We start from the raw sequence: 23139 nt of genomic DNA on the forward strand, positions 1-23139 counted from the left end.
ACTCCTCAGTAGTTTCACGTCATCCTGCGCCCGCGTAGCAACGCCGTCTGAGCGCACAAAAGCCTTGCAGGCACGCAACTTGTTTATACTAGCCTAATGCCCGTACATGCGCAAACTTCTGCCGTGTTTCTATGCTACCTGTAGAAATATCCCTGCACATCTGCCGTCTTTTCAACCTTGTCCGGCTCAATCGCAACACCGTCTTCAGCATCCCGGGATGCAGATTTATATGTCCTGATCTTCCCTGTTACCAGGACCCACTGGTGCTCCCTGACACTGTCCCCTGCCTTTCTGACAGCGCTGTTGCCTTTTACCGTAAAGCCAAAAGCTGTCATATCCTGCACGCAGCATGTCATCAGCATACGGGAAACAGTGAAATCCTTACCGGTGTTCATGGCAGTATGTTCAACGAAACCGGCAACAGTGACAGAATACCCGCTGTACACATCCGGATGGGCGCCTATTTCTTCAAACCATGGGCCGAAATGCGCAGCATCAATAGTGATCGCTTTTTTAGCCCTGTCCAGCCCGGGCAACTTCCCGGACTCAGACTGTCCGCTGCTGAAGGAGCTTTCATACGCCGGAGGCGACCCCAATGAGGTTGCCAGGGTGGAGGCAAAAGCGGTGTACGGTACTGCAAGCAGAGTAACGGGAAGGAGGAGCACAAGGAGCCTGAGCCAGCGTGTCCATATATGGATCCAGCTTTCCGCGGCATGGCTGCTTCCATTATTATTTTCCCCGCAGCACCCGCTGTTACCGTTACGCCCCTTATTTTCAGCTCTTCCATCCCCCCTGCAGATACCGGGATGGGCCTGGCGGCGTACCCCGGCAATGCGCAGAACCCCTGCAGCTCCCCACGCCAGCAGTGCCAGCGCCGCTATCCACAGGACAGGGACCAGCCGCGGCGTAACGAATCTCGCATATCTTCCGCTTACAAGGAGATATATAAAGGCCCCAGAACTGCATAAAGAGGCCAGAGCCTGGATCACATCAAAGGCATCAGCATGCGCAGGCATTTGCCTGGGCCCCTGCGCATATTCCTGTGAAGATGCCTGCGCGGCAGAAGGGGCGCAACGGACAGAGTCCGTATCATATCCCGTCATATCATCACCACCAACCGCACAGCCATAGCTGCAAAACAGGTCCCTGCTACGGACAGCACAAGGCGCATAATAAATCTCCGATTGAAGCGGGACTGGAGCATAAGCACATTTTTAATATCCATCATAGGACCGAAAACAAGGAATCCCAGGACCGAATCGAACGGGATGTATGTGGAGAAGCTCCGTCCGATAACAGCATCTGATGATGAACAGACAGACATCACGAAACCTGCCAGCATCATTACTGCAAGGAGCACAAGGCCGGCCGGAAGCGTCCCGCTGCCATGCGGCCATGATTTGAGCACTGCAGTCAGCGCCGAAGCCCCCAGGGCGCTGGCGATCAATGCCCCGATAAGGAGATAGCCGCCAACAGAGAAAAACTCATCCCTGGCATCTTCCAGATAAATAGTGAGCATCTGGGCACAAGTAGCTTTTTCAGGTACTTTTTTATGGTGATGGCCGGTGCTGGGGTCCTGGATATTATCTGCCTCAGCAGAGTTTACGCTATCATGGCTATCCGGTTTTTTGAAGATATCATATTTTACCGGGAACAGGGCGAAAAGCATCCCTACAACAACGCTGACGAGTATGCCGTACCCTGAGCGCTGAAGGACAGCAGCCCACGACCCGTTAAAAGAGTAGTATGTTGACCACACTACGATAGGGTTCGCCACCGGGGCACACAGCAGGAATGTGACAGCTGCAGGAAGCGGCACCCGTTTCCTGACCAGGCTTGCGAAAAGAGGGATAACAGCGCAGTCACAGACAGGCAGAAGCAGTCCGCACAAAACTGCAGCACACATACCTGATACCAGGCGCAGCACATACCGCACAGAGCGCCGGGAATTATCTGCATGGGCTCCGAATACCCTCTCAAAAAATGAGACCGGGATAAAAATCCGCACCGCCGACGACAGCAGGACCCCCACGATCAGGAAAGCTATACCCTGCAGCATGATACCGATAAAAGAATTAAACACGGCCACTGCTGTACTGCCTGTAACGGGTGACGATGAGACCTGGGTAATTGCAAAGACCAGTACCGCCAGCACAAGAAGGAACAGCAGGTAAACAGTTGACTGCCTCAGCGGCCGTGAGGGCCTCAGAGGGTTATGCGATGTGCCTGCCATACCGTGCCTCCGATAGTGTCCCGCACAATTCTATATCGGGCTCCCCTATTTTATCCATATCAGGATCGTGTGCTTTACACACTATAGCTCAGGATCAACCGCATAGCCATCAGCATACGACATTTTACGGTTTCCCCCTCTCAGCAAATCAGATAAAGTCTGATCAAAAGTAATGGTACGCTCAATTTTCCAGCTTTTCTTATTGATAACGGTAATGTGCGCCCGCCCGTTCCGTTCCCCAAACCCCACGAACAAAATATAAAAATACTTTTTCGTTATACGAAGGGAGTAGGCAATATTTCCCTCATCTGTAGTCTCACGTGTCAGGGGGAGGTTTCCGGGCTAAACCTTTTTTTAACAACACCGGTATTCACATCGATGCTGAAAAGACTTCCTGTCTGCCGCGCAGAGAACACGAAAGTATCGTTATCCACAAGTGAATATCTGTCCTGGAAAATACCGGCGTTAGACAGATTAAGCTGGCGCCCGTCTTTATACATAATAGGAATAAGCTGTTTCTCATCAGAAATAATATTCCATTTAAGAAGGAACAGTTTTTCGGTTGTCTCTGATACACGTTCTGAAAGAATGGAAAAAGCTGAGAAGTACGGCACACTGCATTCCCGTAACTAATAACGTTAAAGCTCCTGCCGCCGCTATCATAAACTGAGATATTCCCTGAATCTTTTGATAAATCTTTTAATGTCACATAATCTCTGGCTTCAATATCCGGATGGACCTTGTCAGAGTTATTCTCTTCTGCAGTAATACCTACAAGTTTCGGTCCGCAAAATGCAGCTGCACTGAGGATACGCGACGCAATGGTATAAGGTTTCTGAGAGGAAAACATTGGTATGATCTTCAACTGATTCGATACCTTATCAGTAAAGCCCAAGTCAAAAGCCGCTACTGCGCCTCCTTCACGGTCCTCAACAAGAAAATTCTGATACGGTACCTTTCCATCAGCTTTCCTCTTGCTCATCCACCCGCCATCCGATTTCTTTCCAATAAAATAATCGCTGTCACGATCAGAAAAATACAGCCCTTTCTTTGTCCATAAGAGTTCCTGAGCTGCCATGCCTGAGGTCCTTATAACTGTATAATTGCCATTCTCCTTTATCAGCGCAACATAGCCCTCCTTAACATTTTCGATCCCCTGGCCAAAAGCCTGAGGATTAACAGATATTGCCGCCACAACTCCCTCTAACGTGATATTGCTGAAACCCTTTACAGGAGGGGCGGGAGTACAGGCAGTGGCAGAAAGGACAGCAGATATCATTATCCCGGTCACGAAATATTTGAATACGATAGAAACTGAGGAGCCGATCTTCATACTATCACGACCATCCTTCCTTGCTGACATTATATACTTTTTTCTAAGAGGGCAATAATCTGCTCACAGCGTGTCCTGCACCATTATTCCATGCGGTCAATTGCAGATACTTGGCAAACATTCAAGCCGCTTTTACCCGCGGGCTGCCGCACTATGGCACAATACCGGTATGGATCTGTTTGAGCATACCCGGGCAGCATTAGCGGCGAACCTTCCTCTGCCATGGGAGACGATCACCCGATGGCTCAGGGCGAATATGTCAAAAATCATCTATCTTGCCGTCACTTTTATTGTCGCATTTTTCATCATTAAAATTGCGGCAAGGCTTGCAACTAAGGCTTTCGATAAAACGAACCTGCCAAGCGCATCGCTGTTCATCAATTTCCTGCGCATATTATTATGGTTCCTTGCCGTGCTCGTTGTGCTCAAACCGGTTTTCGGCATTACGCCGAGTACGCTCCTTACAGCCCTGGGAGTTGGAGGGCTTGCACTTTCTTTTGGTATGAAAGATACGATCTCCAACCTTATCGGCGGCTTTACGCTGATGGTCAGCCATGTTATTTCGCCGGGGGACAACATAAAAGTCAGCAATGCGTCAGGGCGCGTCAGGGATATTACATGGCGCCATACGATCATCAAAGAGCGCGGCGGCAACGAGATGTGGATACCAAACTCGGTCCTCAACTCAACACAGCTGGAAAAGCTTCCTGCAAACAACGCAGCGTGCACAACTGTCCCGTTCGTCCTGCGCAATGGTACTGATATATCTATGGCAACCAAGCGCATCCTTGAGCTTGTAGGGCGCGCGACAGCAAATATAAGCCTTAAAAAGACGAACCCTTCGGTGCGCTTTACAGGGTTTACTTCAGACGGCATCACAGGCGAAATCGTGCTTTATGCAGCGCGCGGGGTGGGCTTTGCACAGATCACCGACACTGCGTGCCGTGCGATTGCAGGTGAAGATTACATTATGGATAGCGGGGATGATGAGAGGGCTGTCCCCGTCCCTGCTGAAGACAGGCAGGAAACTATCGCCCTTCGGCCTGTCACGTCAGAAAAGGCTGTGAAAGATGCAACTGATGTGCATCCGGGCACGGGGATCATCAGAAAAGAAGACGGGCATGTTGCAGTAGATAATTCCGAAGATGCCCGGAATGGCCCGTATGTCAACAGGATATTGAAAAAACTTGTTTCTGCAGCGGAGTCACGCAGCAGGAAGCACCCGACGAACCCCTACCCCGCCTCAGGGTCAGCAAGCACAGAAAGCGGTCGGGCACCTGATATGCCGGGAGCCCCCGTTGCCGATACCAATCCCCAGGTTATGCAGCAGATAGAAGTCAACGCTAACCCGGAGAAAGTAGGGATCATCCCCAACGACGCCCACGTACAGGTGCGCAGGCAGCGCAGGGGTGCTGGGGGGAAACGCTCAAGCAGGAAGATATCGTCATCATCAGGGCGGCCGCTGCGGAAGTCCTTAGAGGCAAAAAGCAGTTCCGGCCCCCGGGAGGCAGGGGAACAGGAAGGCCATACTGCAGAGCCCGCCAGGGGAAACCGCACCGACCGGCACGAAAACTAATGTATGCTAATTAATATGTATGTCAGAGCCTCCCGGGCTTATATGCTTATGCCCGTTATGCATTATGCCGATTTACTGACAGGCTGCTGAAGGACCCCTTCAATAAGGGAACCGATAAGTTCACGGCTGCTGATACCGGTAGCTTCCCAGGCCTTGGCATACATGGAGATTGACGTAAACCCGGGCAGGGTGTTGATCTCATTGACCATGACTGTGCCGTCAGGCATAACGAATGTGTCAACACGGCTCAGCCCCTCCCCGTCAACTGCCAAAAAAGCCTTCGCTGCAACCTGCCTTACTTTATCAAGGATATCCTGGGGCAGATGGGCGGGGATCTCAACATGGGAAGCCTGGGCATCCATATATTTGCTGTCAAAATCGTAGAATGTATCCTCTTCAGGTTTGTCAAGGACTATTTCCCCCGGGAATGCTGTCTGCGGGGCCTGCCCTCTGCGCGGGGAAAATACCGCACATTCGATTTCACGGGCATCTATCCCCTGCTCCACAAGCACCCGCCAGTCATGCTGCGAAGCTTCATAGACCGCCTCAACAAGTTTCCGTGTACGGGCCTGGCTGTCATCATCATAATCGATTTTCGTAACTCCAAAGCTCGACCCTGAACGCGACGGCTTTACGAACAGAGGGTATTCCAGCCCCGCCTCCTCAACCTGCATAAGCAGGTCGAACCCGTTCTGCTCAAAACGGGAACCGGCATCATAGCTGCGGGTATCAAGAGTGATCCCTGGGGCAACCGGGATACCGGCCTGTTCAAGTATGACTTTCGTATAATGCTTATCCATGCATACTGCAGACGCAAGCACACCGCAGCCTACAAACGGCACGCCCATCATTGACAGCAGCCCCTGAACGGTCCCATCCTCCCCATACGCGCCGTGCAGTACCGGGAATACAGCATCAATATGACCCAGGGACCCAAGCCTGCCGGTTCCCGCATCCCTGGCGAAAAAACCGTCCCCCTGCAGGGATACGTCAAGGACCACCCTGCGGGAGCCGAAGGCCTCTTCCACAGCCGGAAGCTGCCCTGCCCCCAGTTTCCACTGCCGGGGGTCATCCCCGCCGGTTATCCAGATACCTTCGCGGGTGATCCCAATGGGGACAGCCTCATATTTTTCAGGATCCATCTGCTGCAGAACATACCCGGCTGAAATACACGAGATCGGATGCTCTTCTGCACGCCCGCCGTAAAGGACAGCTATCCGTTTACGCCCGGAGGATGAGGGTAAAAATGGAGGTTCCGCGAAAGGATAACCCGCGGATGGATCCTGGGACGGGAGCCTCTGCGGCTGGTCCGGCGGGACCGGCTGGCCTGGCTGGGTGGACTGAGATAACGACATTTTCCCTCGATTCCTGTAGTTTTACTGATTCCTGTATATCCCTGAGGTCATTCATCGACCATATCATCGCCGAAAAGGTCTGCAAGCATTTCTTCGCAGGAGATGCCCTCATTGAGCACGCGGAACATCGCGGAAGCAAGCGGCGTATCGACCCCATATTTTTCGCCGAGAGCCACAACAGCTGCGGTCGTAGGAACGCCCTCAGCCACGCCATTGCTGACTTTCGTTGCTTCGTCCACGCTCATGCCCTTGCCAAGGTTGGCGCCAAAAGTATAGTTCCTGCTTAATGGGGACCCGCATGTTGCAACAAGGTCGCCAACCCCGGCAAGCCCTGCAAAGGTCTGTGCCTGCGCGCCGGCAGCTACCCCGAGCTGTGTAAGCTCAGCCAGGCCGCGCGTCTCGATCATCGCTGCTGTATTCTCGCCGAAACCCGCTCCGCGCGACATCCCTACCGCAAGGGCAACAACATTCTTCAGCGATCCGCACATCTCGACACCGATAACATCTGTTGACGCAAATACCTTGAAATAGCCAGTTGTCGCGATCCCCGCAACTTTGACCGCTGTACTGTGGCTTTCACTGGCAGCCACTGCAGCAGCAGGCTGCCTCTGGGCGACTTCTTTGCTGAGGTTCGGCCCGGACAGGCATGCAAAACGGTCTGCGGGAAGGTCCAGGGTCTCGCGCACGACCTGGTCCATACGTTTATCCGTTGAGCGCTCAATGCCTTTCATCAGGGAAACGACAACAGCGTGCGGGGGGATCAGGCCTTTGAACCCATCCAGTGCCTGCCGTGCGAACTGCGCTGCGATCGCAACAATAATGATTTCAGCATCCTTCACTGCTTCTTCGCGGCCAAGGGTAGCATGCATAGCGTCAGGAAGACGGTTTACTACAGGCAGCCTGACAGGGTTCTGATGCAATGTATTGATCGCATTAACTATGTCAGGCTCGATAGCCCACATAGTCACGTCATTGCCTGCATCTGCAAGGACCTGTCCGAAAGCGGTCCCCCAGGCGCCTGCACCTAAAACTGTTACTGATGCCATACCGTCATACCACCTCATTCTGTATAATTCCCGCGCATAGAGCCCACAGAAAGGCTTCCATGCTGCGTCTTATATCCTGTAGCAATTTTAGTACGCTGCATACATAACGCCTGAAAAACATCCACTGCTACACCATAACCACAAAGTTGGCGCTGTGCAGGAAAGCACCACTACCGCAGAGGAGCCCCATCATCAGGCAGCGCATCAAGGGATACATCTATCCCCAGCTCAGGCCTGGGCACGCGCGACATCGTCCGATAATCCCACATGCCTTCTTCAGGCGGCTGATCCCCCCTGATCTCGGCCATAATATTTTCCATCCGCTGGCGCACGCGGTTGACCAGTTCCATGATCAGGCCTTTGGGAGGCTGAGCGCCCCAGGAATCTGCGTCTTTAAGGAGGTCCCCGTAAGGGAGGCTGCAGTCGAAGCACATAACAACATTTTTACGCGGCCATGGCCAGAAATGGTTGATGCTGGCTGCACCCCATGTAACCGCGCAGTACAAAGGTATTTCATATCCAAGCCTGCGCGAAGCCTCCAGAGCAATATACCCCAGGCCGGGTTTGAGGCTCATCGGCCATCTGAACGGGTCGCGGGTCACTGTCCCCTCGGGCCACACGGTCAGCGGGCGCCCACTTGAAAGTATGCTGATGGATTCCTCTTCGATCGCACGGGCCTCGCCTTTGTGACGTTCTACAGGCTGCATCCCTACAAGCCTGAACCAGCTGCCCAGGACAGGCCATCTGGACAGTTCCGCTTTTGCCATATACCGCGGCCTGCGCCCCTGGTGGAACAGCGACATCATCGGGATAAAAACATCGAATTGCGTTACATGGGTCGCCGCAGTGATGAACACACCATTTTCAGGGACATGGTCCAAACCCCATGCTTTGAGCTTGGTGCGCCCGCGGACCACCCATGCTGTGCCGGTAAGCAGGCGTGCAGTTGCGCGGGGGTTCTGCCCATTGACTTCAACGGTATTGACGGTACGCCGCCCAGTCGGCAGAGGATGCGTAGGATCTACAAGCCTGTGGGTACGCGCCAGCCGTCCTACCTGCTCGTCGCTTAACGGGCTGACATTGCTTCCGGGCGAAACTTTTCCTGGAGAAACCATACTCTTATTGTGCGCTGCGGGCAGGAATTTGCCAGCCGGGCGGTTATCCCCTAGTCGATCCCTGCGCCAAGGGCAGCCAGCTTGCCGCGGAAATCTGCGTATCCGCGGTCTATCAGCGATATGCCATGCACCGAGGATTCGCCCTGCGCAGCGAGGGCTGCAATAAGGTGGGAGAATCCGCCGCGCAGATCCGGGACATCAATATCCTGGCCTGCCAGCGGCGTTGGCCCGAATATCACGGCAGAGTGCTCAAAATTGCGCTGTTTGAATCGGCACGGAAGCGATCCCAGGCATTCTTTATACAGCTGGATCGTCGCCCCCATATCAACAAGAGGCTTAGTAAACCCGAAGCGGTTTTCATAAACAGTTTCATGCACGATGCTCAGGCCTTTCGCCTGCGTCAGCGCCACTACAAGCGGCTGCTGCCAGTCAGTCATAAAGCCTGGATGGACATCTGTCTCAAGGGCTACAGCGTGCAGGTCCCCGCCGGGATGCCAGAAATGGATGCCTTCATCCGTAACGTCAAACTCGCCGCCCACTTTGCGGTATATGTTGAGGAAAGTCATCATTTCAGGCTGGGTAGCGCCTTTAACGAACACGTCCCCGCGTGTCGCCAGCGCGGCAGAAGCCCATGAGGCAACTTCAATACGGTCCGTCAGAGCAGTATGGGTATACCCTTTGAGTTCCCTGACACCTTCAATACGGATAGTCCTGTCAACATCAACTGAAATAACCGCACCCATTTTCTGAAGGATAGCGATAAGGTCCATGATCTCAGGCTCAACAGCTGCACCGGAAAGCTCTGTTTTGCCTTCTGCAAGGACTGCTGCAAGGATAGTCTGCTCAGTAGCACCGACCGAGGGGTATGGGAGATGTATTTTCGCCCCCTGCAGGCCGTGCGGTGCTGTGATATGGATGCCGTCTTCGTGCTCCTTGTCAACATCCGCACCGAGCTTGCGCAGGGTCTCAAGATGGAAATCAATGGGACGGTCGCCAATACGGCAGCCTCCCAATGAGGGGATGAATGCTTCACCGAGCCTGTGCAGGAGCGGCCCGGAAAAAAGGATGGGGATCCGCGAGGCGCCGGATAATGTTTCCACATCCGATACTGCAGGCATTTCTACATGGTGGGCGTCAATAGCTACTTCACCGGTGTCCCCATTGACATCCACGCTGACACCGTGAAGCCGCAGGAGGTCTGAGACCACCTGGACATCGCGGATCTCCGGGACGTTTTTCAGGACCGATCTTCCGGGTGCCAGTAACGCTGCAACCATCGCTTTGCTGACGAGGTTTTTGGCTCCGCGTACTTTGATCGTACCGTTCAACGGCCGTCCGCCAACAACATGCAGGACATCTTTCTCGGGTTCTACAGCACTCACTGTCGCTCCTTATAATAATTCACACATTATCTGTTTTAACATCTGCCGGAATGGGGGTATTCCTGGATCCACATTTATGCGTCTGCAGGCGAAATGGGAACAGCAGCTGTCCACACTATTTTTATTGTGCCATATACGCTGTGCACACTTCGTGAAACTGGAATAAATCGGGCAACATTTCTGTACGCATTTTGTCCGCATTATGAGACAAGATTAAGGAAGACAGCTGATACACTATATCTGACGAGGTACCTATGAGTGCTGATGAACCTCACAAGGCTACTGGGCGTGCTGAGATCGACGATGATGTAGCTTTACTGCGGCCTGTCGGGAAACCGATGCGCAATTTACGCCCAAATACAACAGGCTGGACTATCCCTTCAACTTTTGTACCCGTTTATGAGATCCATTTTGGCAATGACGATGAGGAAAAAGGGCTGTCCGGCACAGAAACCCCCTCTCCGGAAACCCCCGCAGAAAGTATCCCGTCAGAAACTGCTGAAAACCGGCAGGGAGGGGAAGCTCCCGGAAGGCGTTCCGGATCCTCTGCGTCTGACAGGAATGACGGAAGGTCGCTTGGCGCCCGCATTATATCGGACCTGCACAGCAGCATAGGGGAAACTGCCGCAGCGGATAATGGAGGCCTGGCCGGTGAAGATGAAGATGAGGGCGGCAATATCCCGCAAAAAGCCCGCGCAGGGGCTAATCTCCGGCGTTCCCGGGCAGCGCTGTCAATTTTCCAGGACCCGCAGCAGGTAGGGCACAGCGAAAAATCACTGTCATCTGCGGGCACACTGCAGAATACCGATACTGTAGCGATCGCCAAAGCCCTGCACTCAAACGTAGGAGTCATTGACAAGGCGGCAATAGTGCTGGCAGCACTGGAAACGGGTCCGGCCACACTCGTAGAGCTTACTAACCGCAGCGGGCTTTCGCGCCCCACAGCGCACCGCATAGCCACTGCACTTGAAGTGCACCATTTCGTTGACCGCAATAATGACGGGCGGTTCGTCCTGGGTGCCCGCTTTGCCCAGCTTGCCGTTGCCGCCGGCAATGACCGCCTTATTGCTGCGGGGATACCTATCCTCCAGTCCCTGCATGACAGGACGGGGGAATCCGCACAGATCTACCGCAGGCATGAAGGGCAGCGTATCTGCATCGCATCCGTCGAACGGACAACAGGGCTGCGTGACAGCGTCCCGGTAGGGACACGCCTGTCCCTTGCGGCAGGCGCGGCGTCACATGTGCTGCTTGCCTGGGAGCCTTCCGAAAACCTGCGCGGGTTCCTGTCCCGAGCCAGATTCGGCAATAAGGCGCTTGCAGATGTACGCCGCAGGGACTGGGCCGAGTCTGTTGACGAGCGGGAGACCGGCGTCTCATCAGTTGCTGCCCCGATCCGCAATGCGTCAGGGCAGATCGTAGCGGCAATCAACCTTTCCGGGCCTTCAGAGCGTATGGGTGAACATCCCGGGCATCTGTATGCCCCTGTCGTATTAAGCGCAGCAAAGCATCTCAGCGACGATATCTCCCACGCCGGCCTGTGACACCTCTCCCTCAGCTCAGGCCCTCCGGTATCGGCTATTTGCTGCTGCCTTTTTCCCCGCCGTTTTTCTTGCTGCCCCGCAAAAAAATATCCCTGATAAACTGTACAGCTTTCTTCCAGCCCGTATGCCTTCCCAGCAGATCATAAGCCCTGCGTCCATAACTCGGCACATAGCTTGGACCAAAAGAATACGCTTTCCTAGATGACGGCCTGCCCACGATCTGCCCGAATTCAAGGAGCTGTATCCGAGGCTCATAAGGGTGCCTTATATCGAACTCAAACAGCCGCCCTGCGCGTTTCTGCGGCGCGGGCCCGTAAGACCCGAAACCGCATGTAGGGTTGGCTACCATAAGGATGCCCCTGTATTCACCGGCAAATCCATTGCGGTGGTCATGTCCCGCTGAGATCGCACAATAGCTGTGAGAAGAGGCCATAATGTCGAATTCGCCCGAATCTTTGTCCGGGCAGCTTATCCCCTCCCCCAGGTAGCTGTCGGGAAGCGTTTTATCAGGATCGATCTCATAATAGGCATGGTCGAAAGCCCTGTATCCCCTGACTGCATGGGCGCGCGTAGGGGCAGTTTCACGCAGGAGCTCGTAATACTGCGGTATAGGGATGTTCTGGAAAACTATTGACTTTGCCGGAGTCTGATGCGCAAACCCGCGCATAAACTCCAAAGTATCCAGCGAGGGGGAACCATACCCCCCGCCTAACGCATATGTACCGGAATCGACAAGCATAATGCCTAAAGTATCATTACCTTCAGTATCCGAAACGGTGAGCGCAAAGGTCCCCGGTTCGCATGCATACACATGCTGATGGGCCATACCCTGCGCATGGACAGGCTCAGGGTCACGGAGATCCGCAACAACAGCTTTCGGATTGAGACATCCCGGGAATTCGCGGTAGATAGCATCAAGTGCCGCAGTATTGAGCCCGCACTGGAAATCATGCGTGCCATACGTCACAGCAAAAGGGATACCGCGGTCAATAAGGGGCTGGAGGAACTGCGCGATGCTGGACCGCACCAGGGCGGATGCCTTTTCCAGGCTACGCTGCCTCTCCCGCTCGGAAAGTGAGTACTCCTTCCAGTTCGCAGCCCATGGCCGGTTGATAAAAGTGCCGGCATACGCCGGATCATAGCCCGCGATCTGGTTGCCGGAAAAAATAACGATATCGGGACGTGCTGAATCGCATGCGGCAGCGATAAGTCTAACAGTATCTTTATTGACATGCGGGCCATCCTGTATGTCCGCAAACTGGAGGATGCGGAATTTCCCGGATCTGTGGAACTGCAGCCGGCCAAGGCGTGCAGAAACAGACAGGTGAGAGGCATCGCACAATGGTGCTGCAGAGCCGTCCGATAGCTGCCCCGGGGCTCCTGCAGCCTGAGAAACATCTGATACAACCGCCATATCGCTGACCATAATTAATAGGGTATCAAAAAAGCCTCCGGCGTGGAGGCAATTTTATCTTTATAAAACCGCTTAAGCCTGTGCAGCCTAAGCTGAATGGCTGGGGTACCTGGACTCGAACCAAGAATGGATGAACCAGAATCACCTGTGTTGCCAATTACACCATACCCCAATGGTTTGTACACTATCAGTTTTAGAACCAGGTATGTACAAACGGGTACCCCTGACCGGATTTGAACCGGTGTTAACGCCGTGAGAGGGCGACGTACTAGACCGCTATACGACAGGGGCGATTCAGTTTTAGCACCTGTGTGCAGCAGTAACGCTGCCCATCAGGCACAGAAAGAGAGTATACACACTTAGAGGTGCTTGCGCAACTGGGCGAGTCGCGCAAGGGTAAGCCCCTTACCCAGGATCTCGATAGATTCAAAAAGCGGCGGCGACACCCTGCGCCCTGAAATGGCAATACGCACGGGGCCGAAAGCAAGCTTCGGCTTATATCCCAGCTCTTCAACCAGAACTTTGCCAAGCACATCATGGATCTTCTCAGCATGCCAGTCAGCTTCGTTTATCCCCTTCAGGGCGGCAGCTGCAGCGTCGAGTACTTCACCAGCGGAATCTTTAAGCTGCTTACGGGCATCATCATCCGGCTCCATATATTCCTCAGTGGAGAGGAGGCCTTCCATCATTCCCGGCACCTCGCCAAGCAGGCGGACGCGTGTCTGTACAAGGCCTGCAGAAGCGCCCAATATCTTCCGTTCGCGCTCAGTCAGGCCGTCCCATGAACCGGCGCTGGCAGCACCGTCGCGGTAAAGGTACGGTACCGAACGGTTAAGGAAATCCTGCGGATCAAGCATGCGGATATGCTCAGCATTGATAGCAGTAGCTTTATCCAGATCAAAATGTGCCGGGTTCGCTTTAACATCACGGACATCGAACTTCTCTATGAATTCATCCATGGAGAAGACATCGCGGTCTGCAGCAATGGACCATCCAAGCAAAGCAAGATAGTTCAAAAGGCCTTCGCGGATGAAGCCGTGGTCCCTGTGGAGGAAAAGGTTGGATTCGGGGTCACGCTTCGACAGCTTTTTCTTCCCTTCGCCCATAACATACGGCATATGGCCAAACAGCGGTACCTGCCCGGCGATCCCCAGTTCCGCAAGATACCGGTACAGGACGATCTGGCGCGGCGTAGAGCTGAGAAGGTCTTCACCGCGCAACACCACATTGATGTCCATCATGGCATCATCAACTGGATTAGTAAGGGTATACAGCGGGTCGCCGTTAGGGCGGACAATCACATAATCGGGCACTGAGCCTGCTTTGAAGGTAATCTCCCCGCGGATCAGGTCGTTAAAAACGATATCTTCATCAGGCATTTTTATACGCAGAGCCGGATCCCGCCCTTCTTCACGGAACGCCTGCCTCTGCTCATCAGTAAGGGTCCGGTCATAGCCGTCATAACCGAACTCCGCCGGACGCCCGGCAGCAATATTACGCTCCCTGGTCTCCTCCGGGGTGGAATAAGATTCATAGGCATACCCTGCGTCAAGGAGTTTTTTGGCAACATCAGCATAAATATCCATACGCTCAGACTGGCGGTAAGGGGCATGCGGCCCGCCCACATTGACCCCCTCGTCCCAGTCGATCCCGAGCCACTGGAGCGCTTCAATGATCTGGTTATAGCTTTCCTCGCTGTCCCTTGCATTGTCGGTATCTTCAATGCGGAACACCATAGTGCCGTGGGTATGCCGGGCTTCAGCCCAGTTGAACAGCGCAGTACGCACCATCCCTACATGCGGGATCCCTGTAGGGGAAGGGCAGAAACGCACACGGATATTTGCAGGCATCTGAGGCCGTGCCTTATCCCCATCAGCCTTCCCACTCCCGGTGTTTTCCAAAATTTCTGACATTATTTCCCTGCCAAACCTTTATCTTTTGTGAATAGTGACTGTACAACGTATCTATTGTGCCTTTGCGCTTCGACGAATGTTGTGCGCCTTTTATATAATGCTGGTGTAAATTTCATACGCCTTATATACATATCCTTACATACAGATCATGTATACGGGCGATACCCAACCAATAAGGAAAAATTATGACTTATCAGCAGCCTGCCGGCCAGCAGCCTTACGGCCAGCCATCTTATGGCCAGCAGCCTTACGGCCAGCCTTCATACGCCCAGCAGCCGCAGCAGAACACCGGTACGGGCACGAATACAGGGGCAGGTGCACCTGGTGCATCCCATACCGGATATCCGGCAAATTATAATTACAATACTTATATCCCTCCAAAGGCTGAGCCTGCATTGGGGCTGCCGTGGTACGGCATCCCCTTCCCCAAGGCAGTTGCGCGCTTCTTCAAGAAGTATGCAACATTTTCGGGGCGGGCTTCGCGTTCGGAATATTGGTTCATTGTCCTTTTCAACATACTGGTCTCTTTTGCATGGTGGATGATTATCAGCATCATTGCTTCAACCATGACACCAGACTATGATTATACTTCTTTGGGCGTCCTGGGGCTTGGCGGTATAATGCTTTATGGGATCTACCTTCTTGCTATCCTCGTCCCCAATCTGGCACTTACCGTGAGGCGTTTGCATGACAGCAACCACAGCGGATGGTGGCTCCTGGGATACTGGTGTGCAGAGATTATCCTCGGCATCATCATTTTTATCATAACGATCAACACCCTGGCATCCATTCTTGGCTACTACGGGTATGCCCGTTCAATTGATGTTACCGCCCCATTTATAGCAAGTATGCTGGGCTTTACAGGGAATACCGCAATAGTCGGGCTCCTCCTCTTTGCCCTGCGCATCGCTTATATCGTTTTCATGTGCCTGCCGTCAAAGGCTGAAGGCCAGCGTTTCGATAAGCCTGAAGACAACCCTCAGTATTTCCTTGCGCACGCACAGGCAGCCGGATCGCCGGCAGGCGCCCAGGCCGGTTATGGGCAGCAGGCATACCAGCCTGCGGCAGGGCAGCAGAGTTTCCAGCAGCCTGCCGGGAACCAGGCACAGTACGGGTATCAGGGATACGGGCAGAACTTCGGCCAGCAGGCAGCACAGAGGCAGCAGCCCGCTCAGCAGCAGGGACAGCAAGGCTTCTCCGGCTTCTCTCCGCAGCAGCCCCAGGCTTCGGCCTCTCAGGCACAGGCATCACAACCGTCTCAGGCTCCCTCCCCCTCCTCCCAGCAGGTATCTGCACCTTCACCGCTGAGCAGTACGGCACAGCCTTCCCAGAACCAGTATGGGCAGCCATCATCTACCGGGCCTAATACTGATACCGGGTCAGGGCAGACTGCCGATCCGGATGCAGAAAGTTCCCAGCAGTAGCTGAACTGTTCAACCGGTACACAACAAAACGGATATGGATAGAGATTCCACAATATTATCATTTCACAGAAGGGCTATGCTATGACGTTTGAACCACAGGCACCGTTACGGCCATACGGCCAGGCTGCATCACAGCCGGCATCAGCACCAGCGGGATATGGGCTGCATAATCCTGCTTTTGCGGATCCTTATCCATATCCATCATCCTATACACCGTTCCCGGTGCAGAAACCGCAGGGGACATATGTCCCCTTCAATGCAGCACCGGGCTCTTCCGCCTCGCGGGCACTCCCCGAGGAACCGGAAAGGAACCAGCCGTGGTACGGAGTGTCAATGTATTACGCGGCTAAAAGGTTCTTTACAAAATACGCTGTTATTTCAGGAAGGGCATCCCGTTCAGAATTCTGGTGGGCCTATCTGTTCAATTTCCTCGCTGTATGTGCTATGGCTGTACTGCCCGCTTTACTCAGCGTTTTTATCCCGGCAATGGGGATACAGCCATTAAGCTATATCATATTCCTGCTGATTGTGCTGTACCATCTCGGTACCCTCATACCCGGCCTGACCCTGACATTCCGCCGCGCACATGATTCCGGGCTCCATAACTGGGTCCCTATAACGTACTATGTATGCCGTTTCCTTCTTGATATAGCTTTATTCAGCGTCCTGATAAAGGCTGCTGCAGATACATCCAGCATGGGAACATCACGTTTAGACAGCTATTACGGATACAGCTCATACTCCTCGTACTCACGCGGGTCATATTCACGCGGGTTTGGCGAGTATTCCGTAATGGCATTCTGGTACCGGGCGATTGCTGACGGCCTGCTGGCCGTCCTCGCTCTCATGCTGGTCCTGACAGTTATCTATGTGATATTGATGGCAAGGCCTACAGTAAAAGATGCTGCTCCCCGGCCTGCCCAACAGAACGCTGGCGGGTGGATGCCTGTATACAGCACGGACGGCCGGCAGGCCTACAGCAATTTTTCCGCTGCCTCGGCCAACGGTGGTGCTTCTTCCACGGCATCTGCACCATCGCCGTATACTGCCGGAGCGGGGCAGCCCGCAGGCACCCAGTACGGTTATGCGCAGCAGCCTTCTTCCCAGCCGGCTGCCGGCATACAGCACGGTGCCGCGGGGAATCAGCCTGTTCAGCCCCTGCAGCAGCCCGGATACGGGTATCCTGCACCTGTGACTCCGCTCCAGCCCCCTCAGAATGTCTATTCCCCTTCCGGAGCACATATCCGCTGACAGCCTATCTGAGTTTTAATACTGTTTCCCTTTATGACATCTACAATTAAACCTTCCAGCAAACTGGCAGCAAAAAAGCACCCGCTGCTGTCGGCATGCATACCTCCGGTTATCGTAGTAACAGTTTTGCTGGCTGTATGGGAGGCAGCAGTATCCTGGGGAAGCCTGCCGGGACGCGATATCCCCTCACCATCACGGATCCTGGAATCTGCTGTGCTGAACTGGGATTCTTTATCCTATGCAGCATATATTACAGCCTCAGAGGCCGTGGCAGGGTTTGCTATTGCAATCATAGCGGGCATCCTCGGCGGGGTTGGCCTCTATACGTCTAAAATACTGTACTCAGCATTATTCCCTCTGCTGGCAGGCGCCCAGGCCCTGCCTCTGATCACTATAGCACCGCTATTTGTTATCTGGTTCGGGTATGAACCCCCGGGGAAAGCAGTACTGGTTGCGATATTCAGTATCTTCCCCATTGCAGTCCAGACATGCCGCGGGCTTATGGCTGTACCGCAGTATTTCAGCGATGTTGCCCTGACCTGCGGCGCTACCCGCAGCTGGGCTTTATGGCATGTGCAGATGCGTGTCGCAGCCCGCCAGATATTCAGCGGGATCAGGATATCAGCAACGTATATTTTCATAACAGCGACGACAGCAGAATATGTAGGCGCCCGCGCAGGGATCGGGATATGGATCCAGTCTGCCTATGTTTCCCGCCAGTCCCCTATGGTTTTTGCCGCCACTTTTGTGATCCTTATTCTCACAGGTATTATACTCAGCATCATCGCGGCCGTAGAATGGCTTGCCCTGGGGCCTCCCGGATCTGACAGCATCGATTAGCCGCAAAAGTCTGATGGTACCGCATAACGGACCCGCAGACCTGCAAGTCAGCCTGGGTTAAAGTTCAACCTCCGGTTTGCCGGGATCATCCCTGACATGCTCAAACTTCTCAGCAAGCGCAGCCCTGCTTTTCTTTTCATCCTCTTCCCCGGCTATACGTTTAGCCTCAACAGGGTCCCACAGGATATCTGCAGTATGTTTCTCCCACTCATCTGCTGCTGCCAGGGAAAGCGCATCCCATGACTCCTGCGGATGCATGAACGGCACCATGAGATATTCATATTTCACGAAGATCCGCGGCAGCGACCACTGCTCATTGAACTCATTGACAAAAAGCACCGCAACAGTCCGGGCAGTATCATCCGGAGTAAAGCCCGCAACGCACTGCCTGACCTGTGTATATGCATACAGGGATACGGCAAACCGCTGCGCAAAACTGCGGCCCTCAGACCTGCTTATGCCTTCCATCAGAGCCTCGCACCTATCAATTGCCATATCAAGGGCATCCCGGTCCCCATCATTACAGGGGCTGCCCATGCGCCCTATCACAGTACGGAATACTGCGGGATCAGGGTTTTCGCTGAACTCAGCGGTATCATCATAAATATCATTCGCGAGGATAAGCGCATCCACTGCCTGCTGAGGCCGGCCCGGGATCTCATCAGCGCCTTCATAAACATATTCAGCATCCGCGACAGTCACATCGCAGTCCCTGACGAGAAGCTGTGCAAATTCACGGGTCTGCCGCACGCGCAGCGTTTCGTTATATCTTACGTCATTGTCCAGCTGGGTCCTGTTGGCAAGCGGCCACAGCGATTCCAGCCTTTCACCGTTTTCAGCAGCCTTTTTCACAGATGCCTGCGCGCTGAGACTCTGTATGATATCGGCAGGGGCCTCTGTCCACAGGGGATTCGCCTGTGCTGTCTGCCCTGTATAGTGCTCTGTCATCCTGTTTTCCATATTTTCTGCATCACCATATGTATACGTGTATTATCTGTTTTGCCGGCTGTCCTGCCCGCTGCCGCCAGCAGCCCATCTGCTCCCCTCAGCGCCTGGCCGCTCAGCCGATGCCTGCAGCGGGGTCGCAGTAAGCTATATTCATGACCCGGTGCGTCCCTGTCTCAAAGGTCAGTGATGTCACCGACGCCAAAGCGGTGCGGCGCAGGAGCATATTATGCTCAGGCCGGCCTTTTTCAAGCATATGCCGGAATGACCAGATCGGCGATTCATGGGTTACAGCGATCACGCTGCCCCCCGGATATCTGTCAACCTGTTCATAAACAAAATCCGAGACACGTTCTGCAATAGCCTTATACGATTCCCCCCAGCTGGGGCGCCACAGGTTCAGGATCAGCCGCCAGTTGCCGTTTTTCCACAGGGCACCCTCGCCATGGCCTATGCGCCTGCCGCGGAACTCATTCCCTGCTTCAATAATGCGGCTGTCTGTATGCAGGTGCAAAGGCGGCAGAGAGCCGGTACGGCGCTGCATATTGACCGCTGCAATAATAGCCTCAGCCGTTTCCTGCGTACGTTCCAGCGGAGAGGAATATATCGCAGCAGCAGCGCACATATCGCTGCGGGATGCTATGAACCGGGCTGTTGCCTCCGCCATGCGCCTGCCGCGGCCGGACAGGTGGAACCCGGGCATACGCTCATACACGACATGTCCGGGATTGTCTACCTGCCCGTGGCGCACCAGATGGATCGTTGTATATGCCATAGGCTAGAAATTACCGCCGTTCCATCCCCAGTCTGCGGTTGCAGTATACCTGATATACATACGGTCTTCGCTGATCCCCAGCGTCTCATGTACAGCTTTCATCACAGCCTGGCCGAGCCTTTCCCATGTATCAGAGCTGACAGGGGACCGCCCGAAAGCATTGATTTCCACGTATGCTGCCGGTTCCTTATCATCACCGGCAAAATAGATCGGCATCCCGTCTTCGAACGGGCACATCAGCCATCCCTCAGATTTGCCCGGAAGGATGGAGATAGCCTCACCGTAAGCATTTTTCAATGCTTCACGCTGTTCAGGGGTTGTCGTCACGCTGACGTGTGTATGGATCACTGGCATATTGCCTCCTTTATAGATTTGCTGGCTGCTACGAAGCACCGGCAAAGCTGCTGCCGATACATCCGGAGCCAGACGCCTGTATCAATTATAAGGCATCAGTCACAGGCCTTGAGGCCCATGGCTTAAAGACCATTGACCGATCCTGTACGCAAAAGAATTCTTGTTGATTTCAGCACCCGGTGCGGGCGCATCCAAAAGCCACTTGCGGATAACGAAATTCCATATCATGACTACTGCTGTCGCTACGAGCTTGCTGCCCATAGTATATACCTGATACCACAAAGGGTCGGTCTGCTGCATTGAGGGACTGATGATTACTGCGGTGCCTATCCATATGATGAATGCATTAATAAGCAGCCCGATAACAGACGATACGACGAATATCACGATTTCCATCCACCGGGCCATATCATCGCGGTGGACGAATACATATTTCATACTGGCAAGATAATTAAAAATCAGCGATACAGTAAAAGATACTATTGAAGCCGGGACTGCATTCCAGTACAGGAAACGCACCAGGGCATAAAGGAGGCCTGCATCAATAAGGAAAGCAAGGACTCCGACGATCCCGAACTTTATGATCTGTTCAAACTTTTTCACACATATTATTCAAGCACCACCCCCTGAGCAAATACATAAAACCGGCATAAATTATGGGGCTGCCGATATACGTACCGACAGCCCCATATCTCCAGCTGCGTCAGCTGGATAAACCGCGTTTACTTTTCCTCGGTCACACGCACTGTGAACTGCGCGGAGATCTCCGGATGAAGCTTTACGGATGCAGGGTATTCGCCTGTTGCCTTAATGCTTTCGACTGTAATACCCTTAGGGTCAACAGAACCGGCTTCGGCAACTGCTGCAGACAGCGCCTGCGCAACCTTATCCGTGCTGATGCCGCCGAAAAGCTTGCCTGATTCAGATACCTTGGCAGCAATCTCAACAACAGTACCTTCAATAGCTGCCTTTGCTGCAACTGCATCTTCACGGGTCTGAAGGGCTTTGGCACGACGGGCACGCTGCATCTGCTCGATCTGCTTCCCCGCCTTCTCAGACCACATAAAGGCTGCACCCTGGGGGATCAGGAAGTTGCGGGCATAACCGGCTTTTACCTCAACGGTATCCCCGGGCTGACCCAGTTCGGACACATCCTCGCGCAGGATAACTTTTACATTCTTTCCCATGTGATCACCTACCTTGAAGAACGGCCTGTTGAGCTGTATGGAAGAAGAGCCATCTCACGGGCATTCTTGATCGCACGTGCGATCTTACGCTGCTCCTGGACCGTTACCCCTGTAATACGGCGCGAACGGATCTTGCCGCGGTCAGAGATGAACTTGCGCAGAAGCGCTACATCTTTATAATCAATTTCAGTAACTTTAGCCGTTTTCAATGGGTTCGGCTTTTTCTTAAAAGGCTTTACTGGAGGATGAGGCCTTTTGCGTGACATTTACACACTCCTTTTTATCAAACTTTATAAAATCTAAATTCCCGGATTCCTGGACGTAAACCTTAGAATTCAGGATCTGCGAATTCATCATTTGATCCGAAATCATTACCGGAACCGAAAGCGGCACCGGAATTGAATGAATCGGTATCAGATGAATTTGCCCACGGATCGCCCCCCTGGGAAGCGAAACCGCCGCCGTTGCCTGAAAAATCACCGGAATTCGCATTGGAAGCATTCGCCTGGGTAGCACCGCCCTGGTATCCTCCGCGGTTCCCGCCGCTGAAGCCGCCGCTGTTGGAACTGCCGCCGGAGAAACCGCTGCTGCTTGCATTGCGCTGCACCTGTGCTGTGTTGCGGCTCAACGCAGGCCCGATCTCATTAACGCGGAGTTCAACGACCGTGCGGCTCTCACCTGACTGCGTCTGATAGGAACGCTGGGTCAGATTGCCCTGTGCAATAACGCGCATGCCTTTGGACAACGACTGGGAAATATTCGTTGCCATCGGGCTGTACTGGGAATCCCAGCAGGAACAGCGCAGGAACAGCGCATCCCCGTCTTCCCACTGCCCGCTGTTGCGGTTGTAGGTCCGAGGTGTTGATGCGATAGTGAAGTTCACTACTGTACCGCCATTGCCCGTTGTGCGGAGCTCCGGATCAGCAGTAAGATTGCCAACTATTGTGATCGGCGTTTCTCCAGCCATGATGACTTACCTCTATTCGCGAATTATTTAGTATGCTTACTTTGCGTATATCTGTTTCCGGCAGTACCTACTCGGCATCCTTACGAAGTATTTTCGTACGGACAATGGATTCATTAAGGTTAAGAAGACGATCCAGCTCAGCGCTTGATGCAGGTTCGCTGGTATATTCAACGACAGCATACGCGCCTTCGGTTTTGCCGTCAATCTCATATGCGAGCTTGCGGCGGCCCCAGATATCTATATTTTCTACAGTGCCCTTTTCATTGGTGACTGTTTCAAGATACTGATCAATAAGCTTCTTCAAAGCATTATCATCCAATTCCGGATCAGCGATCAGCATTAATTCATACTTATGCGCAGACATCACCCACCTCCTTCGGACTAAAGGCTGCAGGCTTTCTGCAGCAGAAGATGTGTTTACGCTTGCCGGACGGGCTATGCAGACTACAGTCTTCCGCCAGCCTCTGATCCGGCCGGCCGGACAC

General features: G+C 53.6%; 22 protein-coding genes and 2 tRNA genes. 5 read left to right on the forward strand and 19 right to left on the reverse strand.

Annotated features, from left to right (window positions below):
- Window positions 1–134 precede the first annotated feature (134 nt).
- From ABKA16_RS05110 to ABKA16_RS05120, 3 genes are all read right to left on the reverse strand, one after another.
- Window positions 135–1103 carry a TIGR03943 family putative permease subunit gene (locus tag ABKA16_RS05110; RefSeq protein ID WP_381000355.1) on the reverse strand — a complete coding sequence of 323 codons (969 nt, stop codon included), beginning with the start codon at window positions 1101–1103 and terminating at the stop codon, window positions 135–137.
- Window positions 1100–2233 carry a permease gene (locus ABKA16_RS05115; protein ID WP_381000353.1) on the reverse strand — a complete coding sequence of 378 codons (1134 nt, stop codon included), beginning with the start codon at window positions 2231–2233 and terminating at the stop codon, window positions 1100–1102. Before ABKA16_RS05115 ends, ABKA16_RS05110 begins: the two co-directional genes overlap by 4 nt.
- A gap of 370 nt (window positions 2234–2603) precedes the next feature.
- Window positions 2604–3596 carry a hypothetical protein gene (locus ABKA16_RS05120; protein ID WP_434156660.1) on the reverse strand — a complete coding sequence of 331 codons (993 nt, stop codon included), beginning with the start codon at window positions 3594–3596 and terminating at the stop codon, window positions 2604–2606.
- 139 nt (window positions 3597–3735) lie between these two features.
- Between ABKA16_RS05120 and ABKA16_RS05125 the strand changes: the two genes are divergently transcribed.
- Window positions 3736–5142 (forward strand): mechanosensitive ion channel family protein, encoded by a 1407-nt coding sequence (locus ABKA16_RS05125; protein ID WP_381000350.1) that lies wholly within the window; start codon window positions 3736–3738, stop codon window positions 5140–5142.
- A gap of 62 nt (window positions 5143–5204) precedes the next feature.
- Here ABKA16_RS05125 and ABKA16_RS05130 read toward each other — a convergent pair whose 3' ends face one another.
- The 4 genes from ABKA16_RS05130 to murA all read right to left on the reverse strand — a co-directional run bounded on the left by ABKA16_RS05130 (window position 5205) and on the right by murA (window position 10040).
- A complete protein-coding gene (locus tag ABKA16_RS05130) occupies window positions 5205–6497 on the reverse strand; it encodes a D-alanine--D-alanine ligase family protein (protein ID WP_381000348.1) in 1293 nt (430 codons plus the stop codon).
- Between the two features lie 47 nt (window positions 6498–6544).
- The gene (locus ABKA16_RS05135) at window positions 6545–7543 is read right to left on the reverse strand and encodes an NAD(P)H-dependent glycerol-3-phosphate dehydrogenase (protein ID WP_381000347.1); all 999 of its coding nucleotides are present in this window, start codon (window positions 7541–7543) and stop codon (window positions 6545–6547) included.
- A gap of 170 nt (window positions 7544–7713) precedes the next feature.
- Window positions 7714–8658 carry a lysophospholipid acyltransferase family protein gene (locus ABKA16_RS05140; protein ID WP_381000345.1) on the reverse strand — a complete coding sequence of 315 codons (945 nt, stop codon included), beginning with the start codon at window positions 8656–8658 and terminating at the stop codon, window positions 7714–7716.
- Window positions 8659–8708: 50 nt separating this feature from the next.
- Window positions 8709–10040, reverse strand: coding sequence for a UDP-N-acetylglucosamine 1-carboxyvinyltransferase (gene murA, locus ABKA16_RS05145; protein WP_381000344.1), 1332 nt, complete (start codon window positions 10038–10040; stop codon window positions 8709–8711).
- 728 nt (window positions 10041–10768) lie between these two features.
- Here murA and ABKA16_RS05150 point away from each other — a divergent pair.
- On the forward strand, window positions 10769–11584 hold the full coding sequence (locus ABKA16_RS05150) for an IclR family transcriptional regulator (RefSeq protein ID WP_029246289.1): 816 nt from the start codon (window positions 10769–10771) through the stop codon (window positions 11582–11584).
- A 34-nt stretch (window positions 11585–11618) separates the two neighbouring features.
- Here ABKA16_RS05150 and ABKA16_RS05155 read toward each other — a convergent pair whose 3' ends face one another.
- The 4 genes from ABKA16_RS05155 to gltX all read right to left on the reverse strand — a co-directional run bounded on the left by ABKA16_RS05155 (window position 11619) and on the right by gltX (window position 14911).
- Window positions 11619–13010 (reverse strand): serine/threonine protein phosphatase, encoded by a 1392-nt coding sequence (locus ABKA16_RS05155; RefSeq protein WP_381000342.1) that lies wholly within the window; start codon window positions 13008–13010, stop codon window positions 11619–11621.
- An 85-nt stretch (window positions 13011–13095) separates the two neighbouring features.
- Window positions 13096–13170, reverse strand: a tRNA-Gln gene (locus ABKA16_RS05160).
- Between the two features lie 46 nt (window positions 13171–13216).
- Window positions 13217–13289, reverse strand: a tRNA-Glu gene (locus tag ABKA16_RS05165).
- Between the two features lie 68 nt (window positions 13290–13357).
- Window positions 13358–14911, reverse strand: a complete 1554-nt coding sequence (gene gltX, locus ABKA16_RS05170) for a glutamate--tRNA ligase (protein ID WP_381000340.1) — start codon at window positions 14909–14911, stop codon at window positions 13358–13360.
- Window positions 14912–15096: 185 nt separating this feature from the next.
- Between gltX and ABKA16_RS05175 the strand changes: the two genes are divergently transcribed.
- The 3 genes from ABKA16_RS05175 (at window position 15097) to ABKA16_RS05185 (ending at window position 18426) form a co-directional block, all read left to right on the forward strand.
- Window positions 15097–16335 (forward strand): DUF805 domain-containing protein, encoded by a 1239-nt coding sequence (locus ABKA16_RS05175; RefSeq protein WP_381000338.1) that lies wholly within the window; start codon window positions 15097–15099, stop codon window positions 16333–16335.
- An 81-nt stretch (window positions 16336–16416) separates the two neighbouring features.
- Window positions 16417–17586 (forward strand): DUF805 domain-containing protein, encoded by a 1170-nt coding sequence (locus tag ABKA16_RS05180; protein ID WP_381000337.1) that lies wholly within the window; start codon window positions 16417–16419, stop codon window positions 17584–17586.
- A gap of 33 nt (window positions 17587–17619) precedes the next feature.
- Window positions 17620–18426, forward strand: a complete 807-nt coding sequence (locus ABKA16_RS05185) for an ABC transporter permease (RefSeq protein ID WP_381000336.1) — start codon at window positions 17620–17622, stop codon at window positions 18424–18426.
- Between the two features lie 57 nt (window positions 18427–18483).
- On the opposite strand, the gene ABKA16_RS05190 is transcribed toward ABKA16_RS05185, so the two are convergent.
- The 8 genes from ABKA16_RS05190 to rpsF form a co-directional block, all read right to left on the reverse strand.
- On the reverse strand, window positions 18484–19374 hold the full coding sequence (locus tag ABKA16_RS05190; RefSeq protein ID WP_381000335.1) for a hypothetical protein: 891 nt from the start codon (window positions 19372–19374) through the stop codon (window positions 18484–18486).
- Window positions 19375–19486: 112 nt separating this feature from the next.
- Window positions 19487–20146, reverse strand: coding sequence for a histidine phosphatase family protein (locus tag ABKA16_RS05195; RefSeq protein WP_381000333.1), 660 nt, complete (start codon window positions 20144–20146; stop codon window positions 19487–19489).
- A gap of 3 nt (window positions 20147–20149) precedes the next feature.
- Window positions 20150–20500, reverse strand: a complete 351-nt coding sequence (locus tag ABKA16_RS05200) for a phenylpyruvate tautomerase MIF-related protein (RefSeq protein ID WP_007148286.1) — start codon at window positions 20498–20500, stop codon at window positions 20150–20152.
- 99 nt (window positions 20501–20599) lie between these two features.
- Window positions 20600–21103 carry a GtrA family protein gene (locus tag ABKA16_RS05205; RefSeq protein WP_381000331.1) on the reverse strand — a complete coding sequence of 168 codons (504 nt, stop codon included), beginning with the start codon at window positions 21101–21103 and terminating at the stop codon, window positions 20600–20602.
- A gap of 119 nt (window positions 21104–21222) precedes the next feature.
- Complete coding sequence (gene rplI, locus ABKA16_RS05210; RefSeq protein ID WP_381000329.1) at window positions 21223–21687, reverse strand: 50S ribosomal protein L9; 465 nt, start codon at window positions 21685–21687, stop codon at window positions 21223–21225.
- Window positions 21688–21695: 8 nt separating this feature from the next.
- Entirely contained in the window at window positions 21696–21953 is a 258-nt protein-coding gene (gene rpsR, locus ABKA16_RS05215; RefSeq protein WP_381000328.1) for a 30S ribosomal protein S18, read from the reverse strand.
- Window positions 21954–22015: 62 nt separating this feature from the next.
- Window positions 22016–22654 (reverse strand): single-stranded DNA-binding protein, encoded by a 639-nt coding sequence (locus ABKA16_RS05220; RefSeq protein WP_381000326.1) that lies wholly within the window; start codon window positions 22652–22654, stop codon window positions 22016–22018.
- A 67-nt stretch (window positions 22655–22721) separates the two neighbouring features.
- On the reverse strand, window positions 22722–23018 hold the full coding sequence (rpsF, locus tag ABKA16_RS05225) for a 30S ribosomal protein S6 (RefSeq protein ID WP_007148281.1): 297 nt from the start codon (window positions 23016–23018) through the stop codon (window positions 22722–22724).
- Between the last annotated feature and the right edge of the window lie 121 nt (window positions 23019–23139).

The organism is Scardovia wiggsiae (assembly GCF_051045985.1).
Lineage (GTDB): Bacteria > Actinomycetota > Actinomycetes > Actinomycetales > Bifidobacteriaceae > Scardovia > Scardovia wiggsiae.

Coding starts and splice junctions, on each gene's coding strand:
- ABKA16_RS05110 (WP_381000355.1), bottom strand. CDS start 1,103: ATGACGGGATATGATACGGACTCTGTCCGTTGCGCCCCTTCTGCCGCG.
- ABKA16_RS05115 (WP_381000353.1), bottom strand. CDS start 2,233: ATGGCAGGCACATCGCATAACCCTCTGAGGCCCTCACGGCCGCTGAGG.
- ABKA16_RS05120 (WP_434156660.1), bottom strand. CDS start 3,596: ATGTCAGCAAGGAAGGATGGTCGTGATAGTATGAAGATCGGCTCCTCA.
- ABKA16_RS05125 (WP_381000350.1), top strand. CDS start 3,736: ATGGATCTGTTTGAGCATACCCGGGCAGCATTAGCGGCGAACCTTCCT.
- ABKA16_RS05130 (WP_381000348.1), bottom strand. CDS start 6,497: ATGTCGTTATCTCAGTCCACCCAGCCAGGCCAGCCGGTCCCGCCGGAC.
- ABKA16_RS05135 (WP_381000347.1), bottom strand. CDS start 7,543: ATGGCATCAGTAACAGTTTTAGGTGCAGGCGCCTGGGGGACCGCTTTC.
- ABKA16_RS05140 (WP_381000345.1), bottom strand. CDS start 8,658: ATGGTTTCTCCAGGAAAAGTTTCGCCCGGAAGCAATGTCAGCCCGTTA.
- ABKA16_RS05155 (WP_381000342.1), bottom strand. CDS start 13,010: ATGGTCAGCGATATGGCGGTTGTATCAGATGTTTCTCAGGCTGCAGGA.
- gltX (WP_381000340.1), bottom strand. CDS start 14,911: ATGTCAGAAATTTTGGAAAACACCGGGAGTGGGAAGGCTGATGGGGAT.
- ABKA16_RS05175 (WP_381000338.1), top strand. CDS start 15,097: ATGACTTATCAGCAGCCTGCCGGCCAGCAGCCTTACGGCCAGCCATCT.
- ABKA16_RS05180 (WP_381000337.1), top strand. CDS start 16,417: ATGACGTTTGAACCACAGGCACCGTTACGGCCATACGGCCAGGCTGCA.
- ABKA16_RS05185 (WP_381000336.1), top strand. CDS start 17,620: ATGACATCTACAATTAAACCTTCCAGCAAACTGGCAGCAAAAAAGCAC.
- ABKA16_RS05190 (WP_381000335.1), bottom strand. CDS start 19,374: ATGACAGAGCACTATACAGGGCAGACAGCACAGGCGAATCCCCTGTGG.
- ABKA16_RS05195 (WP_381000333.1), bottom strand. CDS start 20,146: ATGGCATATACAACGATCCATCTGGTGCGCCACGGGCAGGTAGACAAT.
- ABKA16_RS05200 (WP_007148286.1), bottom strand. CDS start 20,500: ATGCCAGTGATCCATACACACGTCAGCGTGACGACAACCCCTGAACAG.
- rplI (WP_381000329.1), bottom strand. CDS start 21,687: ATGGGAAAGAATGTAAAAGTTATCCTGCGCGAGGATGTGTCCGAACTG.
- rpsR (WP_381000328.1), bottom strand. CDS start 21,953: ATGTCACGCAAAAGGCCTCATCCTCCAGTAAAGCCTTTTAAGAAAAAG.
- ABKA16_RS05220 (WP_381000326.1), bottom strand. CDS start 22,654: ATGGCTGGAGAAACGCCGATCACAATAGTTGGCAATCTTACTGCTGAT.
- rpsF (WP_007148281.1), bottom strand. CDS start 23,018: ATGTCTGCGCATAAGTATGAATTAATGCTGATCGCTGATCCGGAATTG.